General features: G+C 71.5%; 14 protein-coding genes. 11 read left to right on the plus strand and 3 right to left on the minus strand.

Going from position 1 to position 14,076, the window contains the following annotated elements; all coding sequences use genetic code 11:
* The first annotated feature begins 4 nt into the window (after positions 1-4).
* Together LZP97_RS05655 and LZP97_RS05660 are read left to right on the plus strand one after the other, a co-directional pair.
* Positions 5-1,486, plus strand: a complete 1,482-nt coding sequence (locus LZP97_RS05655) for an MFS transporter (protein WP_017680569.1) — start codon at positions 5-7, stop codon at positions 1,484-1,486.
* Between the two features lie 97 nt (positions 1,487-1,583).
* Positions 1,584-2,717, plus strand: a complete 1,134-nt coding sequence (locus LZP97_RS05660) for an FUSC family protein (RefSeq protein ID WP_017680570.1) — start codon at positions 1,584-1,586, stop codon at positions 2,715-2,717.
* Here LZP97_RS05660 and yaaA read toward each other — a convergent pair.
* Entirely contained in the window at positions 2,688-3,431 is a 744-nt protein-coding gene (gene yaaA, locus LZP97_RS05665) for a peroxide stress protein YaaA (RefSeq protein ID WP_010592712.1), read from the minus strand. The two genes, LZP97_RS05660 and yaaA, sit on opposite strands and share 30 nt — an antisense overlap.
* A 53-nt stretch (positions 3,432-3,484) precedes the next feature.
* Here yaaA and LZP97_RS05670 point away from each other — a divergent pair, with 53 nt between their 5' ends.
* The gene (locus tag LZP97_RS05670) at positions 3,485-5,218 is read left to right on the plus strand and encodes a proline--tRNA ligase (protein ID WP_010592711.1); all 1,734 of its coding nucleotides are present in this window, start codon (positions 3,485-3,487) and stop codon (positions 5,216-5,218) included.
* A 27-nt stretch (positions 5,219-5,245) separates the two neighbouring features.
* Positions 5,246-5,920, plus strand: a complete 675-nt coding sequence (locus tag LZP97_RS05675; RefSeq protein WP_017680571.1) for an O-methyltransferase — start codon at positions 5,246-5,248, stop codon at positions 5,918-5,920.
* An 18-nt stretch (positions 5,921-5,938) separates the two neighbouring features.
* Here the strand turns inward: LZP97_RS05675 and LZP97_RS05680 are convergent, their stop codons facing one another.
* Together LZP97_RS05680 and LZP97_RS05685 are read right to left on the minus strand one after the other, a co-directional pair.
* Complete coding sequence (locus LZP97_RS05680; RefSeq protein ID WP_010592709.1) at positions 5,939-6,385, minus strand: ferritin-like domain-containing protein; 447 nt, start codon at positions 6,383-6,385, stop codon at positions 5,939-5,941.
* Positions 6,382-6,882 (minus strand): hypothetical protein, encoded by a 501-nt coding sequence (locus LZP97_RS05685; protein ID WP_048772770.1) that lies wholly within the window; start codon positions 6,880-6,882, stop codon positions 6,382-6,384. The genes LZP97_RS05680 and LZP97_RS05685 overlap by 4 nt, the downstream gene beginning before the upstream one ends.
* Before the next feature lie 162 nt (positions 6,883-7,044).
* Between LZP97_RS05685 and rimP the strand changes: the two genes are divergently transcribed.
* From rimP to LZP97_RS05720, 7 genes are all read left to right on the plus strand, one after another.
* Positions 7,045-7,653, plus strand: a complete 609-nt coding sequence (gene rimP, locus LZP97_RS05690; protein WP_010592707.1) for a ribosome maturation factor RimP — start codon at positions 7,045-7,047, stop codon at positions 7,651-7,653.
* Positions 7,650-8,678 carry a transcription termination factor NusA gene (gene nusA, locus LZP97_RS05695; protein ID WP_003938972.1) on the plus strand — a complete coding sequence of 343 codons (1,029 nt, stop codon included), beginning with the start codon at positions 7,650-7,652 and terminating at the stop codon, positions 8,676-8,678. Before rimP ends, nusA begins: the two co-directional genes overlap by 4 nt.
* A 44-nt stretch (positions 8,679-8,722) precedes the next feature.
* The gene (locus tag LZP97_RS05700; protein ID WP_010592706.1) at positions 8,723-9,043 is read left to right on the plus strand and encodes a YlxR family protein; all 321 of its coding nucleotides are present in this window, start codon (positions 8,723-8,725) and stop codon (positions 9,041-9,043) included.
* 150 nt (positions 9,044-9,193) lie between these two features.
* The gene (gene infB / locus LZP97_RS05705; protein WP_082061257.1) at positions 9,194-12,094 is read left to right on the plus strand and encodes a translation initiation factor IF-2; all 2,901 of its coding nucleotides are present in this window, start codon (positions 9,194-9,196) and stop codon (positions 12,092-12,094) included.
* Between the two features lie 104 nt (positions 12,095-12,198).
* Complete coding sequence (locus LZP97_RS05710) at positions 12,199-12,489, plus strand: DUF503 domain-containing protein (protein ID WP_003935690.1); 291 nt, start codon at positions 12,199-12,201, stop codon at positions 12,487-12,489.
* Positions 12,490-12,548: 59 nt separating this feature from the next.
* Positions 12,549-13,085, plus strand: coding sequence for a 30S ribosome-binding factor RbfA (gene rbfA / locus LZP97_RS05715; protein WP_040271914.1), 537 nt, complete (start codon positions 12,549-12,551; stop codon positions 13,083-13,085).
* 7 nt (positions 13,086-13,092) lie between these two features.
* Positions 13,093-14,076 carry a DHH family phosphoesterase gene (locus LZP97_RS05720; RefSeq protein ID WP_010592704.1) on the plus strand — a complete coding sequence of 328 codons (984 nt, stop codon included), beginning with the start codon at positions 13,093-13,095 and terminating at the stop codon, positions 14,074-14,076.

Genomic DNA, 14,076 nt, shown 5'->3' on the forward strand with positions numbered 1-14,076 from the left:
CCACATGGCCGAAACCTCCTCGCCCGTGAGCTACCCCGTCACCACGCGTGCGCTGGGTCTGGCGATCGTCGTCCTCAGCGGCCTCCAGTTGATGGTCGTGCTCGACGGCACGGTCGCCAATCTCGCGCTGGCCCCGTTGCAGGAGGACCTCGGCCTGAGCGACGCGGGCCGCAACTGGGTGCTCACGTCGTACGCGCTGAGCTACGGCGGTCTCATGCTGCTCGGCGGACGCCTCGGCGACGCCTTCGGTCGCAAACGCATGTTCATCGCCGGCGTCGGGTTGTTCACGCTCGCCTCGCTGCTGTGCGGACTCGCCGTCAACGAGGGCACCCTCGTCGCGGCCCGCGCGCTGCAGGGCGTCGGCGCCGCTGTGGCCTCGCCCACGGCCCTGGCGCTGGTCGCCACCACCTTCGCACCCGGACCGGCCCGCAACCAGGCGATCGCCATCTTCGCGGCCATGACCGGTGTCGGCTCGATCGCCGGGCTGATCATCGGCGGTGCTCTGACCGAGGTGTCCTGGCGCTGGATCTTCCTGATCAACGTGCCGATCGGGATCCTGATCGTGACCCTGGCCGTGATCGCACTCCGCGAGACCGCCGCCGAGCGGCTGCCGCTGGACGTGCCGGGCGCGGTGCTCGCCACGCTCGGCTGCACCGGTCTCGTCTTCGGGCTCACCGAGGGCCCCGAGATGGGGTGGAGCAGCCCGGCGGTGGTCGGCGCGCTGCTCGCCGGTGCCGCGCTGCTCGCGGTGTTCCTCGTCGTGGAGCGCCGCGCCGAGAACCCCTTGCTGCCGTTCGTGCTGTTCCGCAATCCCGACCGGGTCGCGACGTTCGTGTCGATCTTCTTCGCCGGTGCCGTCATGTTCAGCCTCGCCGCGTTCGTCGCCCTGTTCGTGCAGGACATCCTCGGGTACTCGCCGCTGCAGGCCGGTCTGGCGTTCGTGCCGTTCGCCTTCGGGCTGGGCGCCGCCGCTGCGGTCGCGTCGAAGCTCGCGGTCCGGGTGCGGCCCCGGTGGCTCGTCGTCACCGGAGCCCTGATCATGGCGGTCAGCCTGCTGTACGGGTCGACCATGTCGCACACCGTCGCGTACGTGCCGACGCTGTTCGTCCTGGTGCTCGTCGTCGGATTCGGCGTGGGCCTGGCCGTGGTCCCGCTGCCGCTGTGTGCGATCGCCGGCGTCGGCTCGCACGAGATCGGCCCGCTCGCTGCGATCGCCCAGGTGGCGCAGACGCTCGGCGGCCCGATCGGTCTCGCCGTGATCGGCGCGATGGCCACCTCCCGGACCCTGGCCCTGGGGGGTACGTCCGGCGCCGTCGCCGACATGGACCCCGCCCAGCTCTACGCGCTGGGGGAGGGCTATCTGTTCGCTCTCGTCGGCTGCGCGGTGTGCGCCGTGATCGCGGGGGCTGCGGCGTTGTTCATCCGCTTCACCCCGGAGCAGGTCGCGCAGGCCCAGGAAGCGGAGAAGGCGGCGCAGGGTACATAGACCTCCGCCGCCGGAGGTGCAACAGCACACAGACCTCCGCCGCGGTGGCCGCCCGCAGCGGGGTGTGACCGCCGTGCGTCCCGGGTAGCCGGAGCACATGCTGTCCGCCTTCACCGACCGGGTTCGATACTCGGCGTCGTGGACGGTACGTGCCGTCCGCGAACGAGGCCACGAGCGCCACATCGCCACCCAGGCTGCCAAGGCGTCCGTCGCTGCGATGATGGCCTGGCTCGTCGCCGCCGAGTGGCTCGCGCTGCCGCAGGCCTATCTCGCGCCGTACGTCGCGGTGTTCCTCGTCGAGACGACGGTGTTCCGGTCGGTCCGGCAGGCGTTCGTGCAGATGGCGATCGTCCTGTCCGGGGTACTGCTCGCCGCGGCGGCGATCGCGCTCGTGCCCGGACCGACGCTGTCGATCGGCGCAGCCGTGCTCGTCGGCTGGTTCGTCGGCCGGTGGCGGGTGTTCGGCACCAACGGGATCTGGGTGGCGATCACCGCCCTGTTCGTCATCGCGACGGGCGTCGCGGGCGATCCGGTGATGCTGGGAGACCGGTTGATCGTGACCGCCATCGGCGCGGTCTGCGGACTCGTGGTGACCGCGGCGCTCTTCCCGCCCGTCTACCCGGTCGGAGACGAGCTCCAGGTACTCACCCGGGAGATCCGATCCCTGCTGTGCGACATGGCCGCCGGGACGGGCGACGACGCGGGGCCGGGCACCGGGGGCTGGGCGCGCCGGGCGGAGGAGATCGACCGGATGATGGAGCGCGCGGCGGAATCCTCGCAGTGGGCACGCGAGAGCGCGCGGCTCAATCCGCGTCCGATCGCAGACCGGGTCCGGGACCAGGCCACGGCCTCCCAGGGCGTCCTGGACCGGCTGTGGTACGCCGTGCCGGCGCTGCGCGAACTCGCACGTGTCGCCGAGGCGGCGTCGGACGGTGTTCTCGCCGAGGCGGACGACGCGGCGCGGTGTTCCGTGCCCACCCTCCTGACGGCCCTTGCCGGGCTCGTGGACCGGATCGGGGACGCCCACGACGACCCCGCGCGATTCGACGAGGCCCGCGACCGGTGCGCCCGCCGGCTCGCCGAACTGCAGCGCTCGGCCGCCGGGTCCGGTGATCCCCGGGTGGCGGCCGTGCTCGGGAGCTTCTGGCACCCGGCGCACCGGTTCCTCACCGCGGTGCAGGACACCGGGCGCACACCGCAATCAGGTCAGAATCACGAGTTCGGTGGCTGACGCCGTCTCCACCCGCAGACCCGCGCGGGCCGCGACCCGCGCGACACCGTCGACGTCCGCCGGCTCCGCGCGGGTCAGCACGAGCGCACGTGCCAGCAGGCCCTTGTGGTGCTTGTTGAAGTGGCTGACCACCTTGCGGCTGCCGTCCGGCTGCTCGGTGAGCACGGTTGCCGTGACCGCACCGGGGACAGGTCCGAGTTGCTGGTACACCCCCGAGCGCAGGTCCACGACGAGCTCCCCGGCGGCCTCCGCGGACAGTGCGTCGCTCAGTTCCGGGCGCCACAACGACGCGAGGGTGCCGAACCCGGGCAGCTTCGATCCGCCCGACAGGCGATATGCAGGGACGGGATCGCCCGCACGGACCGCGCCGAACAGCGCCGACCCGATCGCGAGCCGCCGGTAGGCCTTCGCCCGCTGCGCCCTGGTGAACCCGGCGGCGTCGAGGGCGTCGAACAGCACTCCGGTGTATCGCGCGAGCGCCGGTCGCGTGGGCGAGACCCACAGCTTGGCGTTGCGTTCGATCTCGTCCGCCTGCGTGGGACCCAGGCCGAGCGCCACGGTCGACGCCTCGTGGTCCGCGGCCAGGTCGACGAGTGCCTGCACCAGCGCCTCGCGAGTCACGGTCAGCTGCGGCATCGACAGTTCGCCCAGGTCGAGGGGCGCACCGTCGCCGCCGTCGGACTTGGTTTCGGAAGGAGGCAGAAGCACCAGCACAAGCGGTAACCGTACCGAGGCCGGTCCGGGGGCGGCAGGTAGGCTGCTCTCCCGTGATCACCCGCATGTCGCACCTGTTTCTCCGCACCCTCCGCGACGATCCGGCCGACGCCGAGGTCGCCAGCCACAAGCTGCTCGTGCGCGCCGGCTACGTCCGCCGCATAGCGCCGGGGGTGTACTCGTGGCTGCCACTGGGTCTGCGGGTGCTGCGGCAGGTCGAGCGTGTCGTGCGCGAGGAGATGAACGCGATCGGCGCGCAGGAGATCTCGCTGCCGGCACTGCTGCCGCGCGACCCCTACGAAACCACGAACCGGTGGACCGAGTATGGCGACGGGCTGTTCCGGCTGCACGACCGCAAGGGCGCCGACTACCTGCTCGGGCCCACCCACGAGGAGATGTTCGCGCTCACCGTCAAGGGCGAATACAACTCCTACAAGGACTTTCCGGTCACGCTGTACCAGATCCAGACCAAGTACCGGGACGAGGAGCGGCCGCGTGCCGGGATCCTCCGCGGCCGCGAGTTCGTGATGAAGGACTCCTACAGCTTCGATCTCACCGACGAGGGCCTGGCCGAGTCCTACCGGGCCCACCGCGACGCCTACGAGCGGATCTTCGCGCGTCTCGGGGTGAAGTACGTCATCGTCTCCGCGACCTCGGGCGCGATGGGCGGGAGCGCGTCGGAGGAGTTCCTCGCCGAGAGCGAGGTGGGTGAGGACACGTACGTGCGCTGCCTCGAGTCGGGCTACGCCGCGAACGTCGAAGCGGTGCGCACTCTGGCTCCCGAGCCGGTCGCGTTCGACGGGCTGCCCGAGCCGGTGGTGCACGACACCCCCGACACCCCGACCATCGAGACTCTCGTCGAGTGGGCAGCCGGGGCGCTCGACCGCCCGGTGACCGCCGCCGACACCCTGAAGAACATCCTCGTCAAGACGCGGCGACCCGGCGGGGAGTGGGAACTGCTCGGTATCGGCATCCCCGGCGACCGAGAGGTGGACGACAAGCGGCTCGGGGCATCGCTCGAGCCGGCCGAGTACGAGCTGCTCACGGACGCCGACTTCGCGGCCCACCCGTTCCTCGTCAAGGGGTACATCGGTCCGAAGGCGCTGCTGGACAACGGGGTCCGTTACCTCGTCGATCCGCGGGTCGTGGACGGCACGTCGTGGATCACCGGCGCCGACGAACCCGGCAGGCACGTCGTCGGACTCGTCGCGGGCCGGGACTTCGTCCCGGACGGCACGATCGAGGCCGCCGAGGTGCGCGACGGTGATCCGTCGCCCGACGGTGCCGGGCCCCTGGTGTCGGCGCGCGGCATCGAGATCGGCCACGTGTTCCAGCTCGGCCGCAAGTACACCGATGCCTTCGCCGTCGACGTGCTCGGCGAGAACGGCAAGCCGGTGCGGCCGACCATGGGTTCCTACGGTGTCGGCGTCTCGCGGCTCGTCGCGGTGATCGCCGAGCAGCAGCACGACGACAAGGGTCTGCGCTGGCCGGCCGAGGTCGCTCCGTTCGGCGTGCACCTGGTGATCGCCAACAAGGACGAGGCGGCCCGGGCGGGCGCCGAGAACCTGGCGGCCGAACTCGACAAGGCCGGAGTCGAGGTCCTGCTCGACGATCGCAAGGCCTCGCCCGGGGTGAAGTTCAAGGACTCCGAGCTGCTCGGCGTGCCGCTGGTGGTCGTCGTCGGACGGGGATGGGCGGACGGCAAGGTCGAGCTGCGCGACCGGTTCGGCGGCGAGTCCCGGGAGGTTCCGGCCGACGAGGCGCTGCAGGAGATCCTCGGCCGCTGAGGCGCGTCGGACCCCACAATCGGTGTCATGACCGACAGCGACACGGCCGACGACTGGGCCGCCACCGACAGCTACCTCGCCGAGCTCCTCGTCGGCGACGACCCCGCCCTGACCGCGGCGCTCGAGGCCAACGCCGCGGCCGGGTTGCCGCCGATCGACGTGGCACCGGTGCAGGGCAAGCTGCTGCACCTGCTGGCCCGGATCCGCGGTGCCCGGCGCATCCTCGAGATCGGCACGCTCGGCGGGTACTCGACCATCTGGCTGGCGCGGGCCGTCGGCGACGACGGGCGCGTGGTCACCCTCGAGTACGAACCGCGGCACGCCGAGGTCGCCCGCGCCAACCTCGACCGCGCCGGGGTGGGGGAGCGCGTCGAGGTCCGCGTGGGCGCCGCCCTCGACCTCCTGCCGTCCCTCGAGGTCGAGGCCCCGTTCGACCTGGTCTTCGTCGACGCCGACAAGGAGAACAACCCGCACTACGTGCGGTGGGCGCTGCGGCTCGGCCGACCCGGAACCGTGATCGTCGTCGACAACGTGATCCGCGGCGGATCGGTGACCAATGCCGACCTCGACGACGAGCGTGTGCGCGGCGCCCGGGAGGTGCTCGAACTCATGGGGGCGGATCCCCGCCTCGACGCGACCGCGCTGCAGACCGTCGGGGTCAAGGGCTGGGACGGCGTGGCGATCGCCGTGATGACCGGCTGACCCGCCGCGCCGGACGGCTCAGGGTTGCCCGGGCAGCGCGACGGACGGCGGGGCGATCCCCAGGTTGACGCGCCACCGTGCCGCCCGCATCGCCGACTCGGTGAGCGCCTCGATCGCCGCTCCACGGGTGTGCTCGCTGCGGGCCCGCTCGACGACGGAACGCCACGCCACGGCGACATCGGCCTCGATCTGTACCGCCAGCTGTGCCGCCGAGACCGGATCGGTCACCGGGAAGGGCGTGGTGTACCCGGCGGCAGCGGGGGGCGGGGTCACGCCCGCGGCCCGCAGCGCATCCGTGGTGGCGTCGCGCCGGGCGCGGTGGGCCGCGGTGTCGGCCGAGACCTCGGCCGCCCGGGCGGGGTTGGAGAAGGCGGCGACGATTCCGTACCCGAACACCGCGGCGTACTCGGCGTTCAACGCGTCCACGAGGGCCTGCTGCTCGACACCCAGCGACTGCGAACTCACGGCAGCAGCACCCCCGTGTGCACGGCGCACGCGGCGCTGATCGAGGCGAGCAGGCCCGCCCGGTACCCCTGCAGGGCGCGGGCGAGATCGGCGGCGGCGCGCCGCGAGGTGCCCAGCCGGTCGCGCATCAGATCGAGGGTCGGTGGATCCGCGGCCGGAGCGACGGTCGTCGTCGTGACGTCCGACACCGTCGGGTCGGTCCCGGCGAGCCGGGCCACTTCGGCGTCCAGGGTCTGGGCGTGGGTCGTGCGTTCGGCGGCGACGGCCTGCAGCGCCTGCGCACGGTCCGGAAGCAGCGCGACGAGCAGGGCGGCGGTCGCGGCGTCGACGCGCGCCCGCTCGGCCTGCGCGATCAGCGGATCGACCTCTCCGCTGCCGTCGTCCTCGCCGGCAGCGCACCCGGCGACGGCGAGCGCGCCGAGACCGCCGAGCGCGGCGCCGGACCACCGCAACACGGTGCGGCGGGATACGGGCGGTGAGGATGCGAGCGTCGGCACCGCACCATCGTGCCAGCCCGGTCCGCGTGGATCCGACGGTGGTCGGCCGCGGGGGTTGGTCACGGGGGCACCGAATGCGCGATATCCTGGGATACCTGCCGGTCCGCTCGTGCGCCGGCATGTCGTCCGCTGCGATCACAACTGAACGAGGAGCTTGTCGCGATGCCGGTGCCGCCCCCGGAGAGAATTGCCGAACTCGTCTCCGGACCGATCGAGCGCGAGGGATACGACCTCGAGGACGTCGTGGTCACGTCTGCGGGCAAGCACAGCACGGTGCGGTTGTTCGTCGACAGCGACACCGGACTGAGCCTCGACGAGGCCGCCCGTCTGAGCACTCTCGTCTCGGAGGTTTTCGATTCCGTCGCCGACTTCGGCGAGTCGCCCTACGTGCTCGAGGTGACCAGCCCCGGCATCGGCCGCCCGCTCACCCTCGAACGGCACTGGCGCCGGTCCCAGGCCCGCAAGGCGCGGATCGACCTGGACGACGAGACGATCGTCGGCCGCATCGGTGAGCTCGTCGGCGACGAGGTCCGGGTCGTCGTCCCCGGCCGCAACGGGCCGTCCGTGCGGGTGCTTCCGCTCGCGGATGTGCGCCGCGCCGTTGTCGAGGTCGAGTTCAACGCGCCGAATCCGCGCGAACTCGAACTCGCGGGCGGGGTGCCGGACGGCCGGGTGCGTGCGGGCGAGATCGCCGAGAGCGACGGCGAGGATCCGGACGACGAGAACGGCACCGACTACAACGGCACGGACGAAGTGAAGGTGGACAAGTGAATATCGACATCGCAGCCCTGAAGGTCCTCGAGGCCGACAAGAACATCCCGTTCGATGCGCTGATCGAGACGATCCAGACGGCCCTGCTCACCGCCTACCGGCACACCGACGGGCACCAGCCGCACGCGAGTGTCGACGTGGACCGCAGGACCGGCGCTGTGCGGGTGATGGCGCAGGAGTTCGACGCGGACGGCAACCTCGTCTCCGAGTGGGACGACACCCCCGAGGGCTTCGGCCGCATCGCGGCGACCACCGCGCGCCAGGTGATCATGCAGCGCATTCGCGATGCCGAGCACGAACAGCGGTTCGGGGAGTTCGCGACGCACGAGGGTGAGGTCGTCGCCGGCGTCGTCCAGCGCGACACCCGCGCCAACGCCCGCGGCATGGTCGTGGTGAAGATCGGTGGCGAGACCACCGGCGCCGAGGGGCTGATCCCGCCGGCCGAGCAGGTGCCCGGCGAGACGTACGAGCACGGTGACCGGATCCGCTGCTATGTCGTCGGGGTCTCCCGTGGGCAGCGCGGTCCTCAGATCACGCTGTCCCGGACGCACCCCAATCTGGTGCGCAAGCTGTTCGCCCTCGAGGTGCCGGAGATCGCGGACGGGTCGGTGGAGATCGTCGCCGTCGCGCGGGAAGCCGGCCACCGTTCCAAGATCGCGGTCCATTCGCGAGTGCCGGGGCTCAACGCCAAGGGCGCGTGCATCGGCCCGATGGGGCAACGGGTGCGCAACGTCATGCGTGAACTCGGGGACGAGAAGATCGACATCATCGACTTCGACGAGGACCCGGCGAGGTTCGTCGGCAACGCACTGTCCCCCTCGAAGGTGGTATCCGTCACAGTCGTCGATCCCGACGCGCGTGCGGCCCGGGTCGTCGTCCCCGACTATCAGCTCTCCCTCGCGATCGGCAAGGAGGGGCAGAATGCCCGCCTGGCTGCGCGGCTGACCGGGTGGCGGATCGACATCCGCAGCGACGCCGCGGCCGGTGGTTCGGAGTCGGCGGGGTCGCCCGCGACAGGCAGGTAGGGGTGGAATGCACGGTTCCGGCCCGATCAGCGGTAGAGTGGTCGATGGCTCAGCATGAGCTGCCCTCGGCCGGCCGAGAGCGCATCGCTCCGGTGCGCACCTGCGTCGGGTGTCGGCAGCGGGTGCTGGCTGCCGATCTGCTGAGGGTCGTGGCGCGGGCGACGGAGTCGACAGGTTTCGTGCTGGTGCCGGATCCGGGGCGGAGGATGCCCGGTCGGGGCGCGTGGCTGCACCCCGATCCGGAATGCCTCGGTCAGGCGGAGCGGCGTCGAGCATTCGGCAGAGCGCTGCGGGTGTCGGGAACAATCGACCCGTCCGCGCTTGTTCAGCTGGTCGGGGTCCGGAACGAGGGGAACTCGGCGTAGCGATACGCGCCGGACCGGGGACACCAACTCTGAGAAGAACAGGTACGAACACTCATGAGCACACCGTGAAGCACCAGCGATGAACGTCCATCGGAGATAACCCGAGGTCGTGCGGGCACCAGCCGCTCGACCTCATCAGTGAGGAGAGCAGTGGCAGGCAAGGCCCGTGTACACGAGTTGGCCAAGGAACTCGGTGTCACCAGTAAGGAACTTCTCGCCCGTTTGAAGGAACAGGGCGAATTCGTGAAGTCGGCGTCCTCGACAGTCGAGCCGCCGGTGGCGCGCCGACTGCGCGAGTCCTTCGCGAAGGCGAACGGCGACGGCGCAGCCCCGTCGGCGGCCCCCAAGCCCGGGGCGCCGCGCCCCGGTCCCCGTCCGGCTGCGCCCGCGCAGGCCGCACCGGCACCCGCCCCGGCCCCGCAGCCGGAAGCCGCCGCCCCGGCGCCCAGCCCGGCTCCGGCGGCGCGTCCCGCCGCGTCCGGCCCCAAGCCCGGCGCTCCGCGCCCGGCCGCCCCGAAGCCGGCCACCCCGGAGGCCCCGGCCGCGCAGGCCGCGCCGCAGGCACCGGCCCCGCAGGCGCCGGCCCCGCAGACGCCGAGCCCCGGTCCCAAGCCGGGCGGTCCCCGTCCCGGTCCCAAGCCGCCGCGCGTCGGCAACAACCCGTACTCGTCCGCCCCCGCGGAGCGTCCTGCGCCGCGTCCGGGCGCCCCGCGTCCGGTTCCCGGTCAGGGTCGCCCCGCTGGCGGTCCCGGTGGTGCCCGTCCGGCCCCCGGTCAGGGTCGCCCCGCGGCCGGTCCCGGCGGTCCCCGTCCGGCCCCCGGTCAGGGTCGCCCCGCGGCCGGTCCCGGCGGTCCCCGTCCGGCCCCCGGTCAGGGTGGCCCCCGGCCGTCCCCGGGATCGATGCCCCCGCGTCCGAACCCGGGCGCGATGCCGCAGCGTGCTGCACGTCCCGCCCCGACCGGTCGTCCCGGTCGGCCCGGTGCCCCCGGCGGGCGTCCGGCCGGCGGTGGCGGCGGTTACCGCGGTGGTGGTGGCGGCGCTCCGGGTGCCGGCACCGGTGCCGGCGCTCCCGGTGGATTCCGCGGTCGCCCCGGTGGTGGCGGCGGTGGTGCCGGTCGCGGTGGCCGCGGTGGCACCGCGGGTGCCTTCGGCCGTCCCGGTGGCGCTCCGCGCCGTGGCCGCAAGTCGAAGCGGCAGAAGCGGCAGGAATACGATTCGATGCAGGCACCGTCGGTCGGCGGTGTGCGGCTGCCGCGCGGCAACGGCGAGACCATCCGTCTCGCTCGCGGGGCGTCGCTGTCCGACTTCGCGGAGAAGATCGACGCGAACCCGTCGGCCCTCGTGCAGGCGCTGTTCAACCTCGGTGAGATGGTCACGGCCACTCAGTCGGTGAACGACGAGACTCTCGAGCTGCTCGGCTCCGAGATGAACTACAACGTTCAGGTCGTCAGCCCCGAGGACGAGGACCGCGAGCTGCTCGAGTCGTTCGACATCACCTACGGCGAGGACGAGGGCACCGAGGAAGACCTCGTGCAGCGCCCGCCGGTGGTGACCGTCATGGGTCACGTCGACCACGGCAAGACCCGCCTGCTCGACACGATCCGCAAGGCCAACGTCCGCGAGGGCGAGGCCGGCGGCATCACCCAGCACATCGGTGCCTACCAGGTGATGACCCACCTCAACGGCGAAGACCGGCTGATCACCTTCATCGACACCCCGGGTCACGAGGCGTTCACCGCCATGCGTGCCCGTGGCGCGAAGTCGACCGACATCGCGATCCTCGTGGTCGCGGCCGACGACGGCGTCATGCCGCAGACGGTGGAGGCGATCAACCACGCTCAGGCTGCGGACGTGCCGATCGTGGTCGCGGTGAACAAGATCGACAAGGAGGGTGCGAACCCTCAGAAGATCCGCCAGCAGCTCACCGAATACGGCCTGGTCACCGAGGAGTACGGCGGCGACACCATGTTCGTCGACATCTCGGCGAAGCAGGGCCTGAACATCGACCAGCTGCTCGAGGCCGTGCTGCTCACCGCGGACGCGTCCCTCGATCTGCGGGCCAACCCGGACATGGAGGCGCAGGGCGTCGCGATCGAGGCGCACCTCGACCGTGGCCGCGGCCCCGTGGCCACCGTCCTGGTCCAGCGCGGCACGCTGCGGGTCGGCGACTCGATCGTCGCGGGTGACGCGTACGGCCGGGTCCGCCGCATGGTGGACGAGCACGGCGACGACGTCCTCGAGGCGTCGCCCTCGCGGCCGGTCCAGGTCATCGGCTTCACGTCGGTGCCCGGCGCCGGTGACAACCTCGTCGTCGTCGAGGAGGACCGCATCGCACGGCAGATCGCGGACCGCCGCAATGCGCGCAAGCGCAACGCGCTGGCCGCCAAGAGCCGCAAGCGGATCAGCCTCGAGGACCTCGATGCCGCGCTCAAGGAGCACAACGAGCTCAACCTCATCCTCAAGGGCGACAACGCCGGTACGGTCGAAGCCCTCGAGGAGGCCCTCATGGGTATCGAGGTCGGGGACGAGGTGCGGCTGCGAGTCATCGACCGCGGTGTCGGTGGTGTGACCGAGACCAACGTCAACCTGGCTGCCGCGTCCAACGCTGTGATCATCGGCTTCAACGTCCGCGCGGAGGGCAAGGCCACCGAGCTCGCCAACCGCGAGGGTGTCGACATCCGCTACTACTCGATCATCTACCAGGCGATCGACGAGGTGGAGAAGGCGCTCAAGGGCATGCTCAAGCCCATCTACGAGGAGGTCGAGCTCGGCCGCGCCGAGATCCGGGCGATCTTCAAGTCGTCCAAGGTCGGCAACATCGCGGGCTGCATGGTCCAGTCCGGCATCGTCAAGCGCAACGCGAAGGCCCGTCTGCTCCGCGACAACAACGTCGTCGCCGAGACGGTCACCATCTCCTCGCTGCGGCGCGAGAAGGACGATGTGACCGAGGTGCGGGAAGGCTTCGAGTGCGGTCTGACGGTCACCTACTCCGACATCAAGATCGGTGACGTGATCGAGGCGTACGAGCTGCGCGAGAAGCCGCGCGACTGACGCGGCCGGATACACCCGACGGTCTCGTCGGCGGCGGTGGGCGAGATGATCGCCCGCCGCCGTCGGCGTGCCGGAGATCGGCACCGCACGACATCGGAGGACGGATGTATCTCGGGGCTCTGGAACTGGACGTTCTGCTCGGCGACGTGCGCTCGCTCAAGCAGAAGCGGTCCGTGATCCGTCCTGTGCTCGCCGAGCTGCGGCGGATGACGGTCAGTGCCGCCGAGACCGGTGACCAGGACCTCTACCGCCGCGCCGAGATCGGGGTGGCGGTGGCCGCGTCCGCGGTGCCGTACCTCAACGAGGTGCTCGACACGTGCGAGCGGCTCGTCGCCGAACGCCCGGAGTTGCAGCTGCTCTCCGTGCGGCGAAGAATTTTCGGTCCGGAGGACTGACCGGACCGGTCGAACAACATGTGGTCGCCGTCGGCGGCCGGGGAGAGGAACCGACTGACATGGCCGATCCAGCACGGGCACGCCGACTGGCCAAGCGCATCGCCACGATCGTCGCCACGGCCATCGATCACGAGATCAAGGATCCGAGGCTGGCGTTCGTCACGGTGACCGACGCGAAGGTCACCGCCGATCTGCACGACGCCACCGTCTACTACACGGTCCGCGGCGAGAATCTGGACGCCGAACCCGACCTGGCCGCGGCTGCCGCCGGCCTGGAGAAGGCCAAGGGTGTGCTGCGCTCGAAGGTCGGAGCGGGAACCGGAGTGCGATTCACCCCCACGCTGACCTTCGTCACCGACACCGTGCCGGACACCGCCCGGCACATGGAGGAACTTCTCGAGCGCGCACGGGCTGCCGACGAGGAGCTGGCCAAGGCCCGGGAGGGAGCCGCACCCGCCGGCGAGCCCGACCCATACAAGGAGCCCCGGACCCGTCCCGACGGTGACGATCTGTCGCGTCCCGACGACGGTGACGATCTGTCGCGTCCCGACGACGGTGACGATCTGTCGCGTCCCGACGACGGTGACGATCTGTAGCGCACCGATGGCCGAATCGACGCAGGCCGCCCCGGCGGTCGATCTCCGCGACGCCGTCGCGCTCCTCGAGGACGCGACGTCGGTGACGATCCTCTGCCATGTCCAGCCCGACGCCGACACCTTCGCCTCCGGCCTGGCCCTCGGCACGGTGCTCGAGCGGCGTGGCACTCCGGTGCAGGTGGCATTCGCGTCTCCGGCTGCCGTTCCGGCCTCGATGCGCGACCTGCCCGGCGGTCACCTACGGGTGCCCGCCGGGCAGGTCCGTCACGAGGTGGATCTCCTCGTCACCGTGGACTGCGGCACGGTCGGCCGACTCGGGCAACTCGCGGGCCGCCTGGCCGGAGCGAAGCGCATCCTGGTGATCGACCACCACCGCTCCAACACGCGGTTCGGCACCCACAATCTGATCGACGAGGCCGCCGAATCCACCACCGCCGTGCTCGCCGATCTGTTCGACGAGTGGGGCGTGCAGATCGACGCGGACCTCGCCCACTGTCTGTACGCGGGGCTGGTCACCGACACCGGATCGTTCCGCTGGGGGCGTGCGGGCTCGCACCGCCTCGCGGAACGGCTGCTGGCGACCGGGATCGACGGCGCCGCGATCACCCGCCGGCTTCTCGACACCCACCCGTTCGGGTGGCTGCCCATGCTGTCGATGGTGCTCGCCTCGGCGACGCTCGTCCCCGATGCCGCCGGCGGTCGCGGACTCGTCCACGCGACAGTGCGCCGCGCGGACTCCGCGCATCTGGGAGCCGAGGAGATCGAGAGCGTCATCGACATCGTTCGAACGACGGCAGAGGCGGAGGTCGCCGCCGTATTCAAGGAGTGCGGGCCGGACGTGTGGACGGTGTCGCTGCGATCGAAGCGGCACATCGACGTTTCCGCGACCGCCGCCGCGCTCGGGGGAGGCGGGCACCGGTTCGCATCCGGCTACACCGCGTACGGCGACCGCGACCTGGTCGTCGCGGCACTGCGCGCGGCACTGGACTGA

The sequence above is a fragment of the Rhodococcus sp. DMF-1 genome (assembly GCF_021441945.1).
GTDB classification, from domain to species: Bacteria; Actinomycetota; Actinomycetes; order Mycobacteriales; family Mycobacteriaceae; genus Rhodococcus; species Rhodococcus ruber.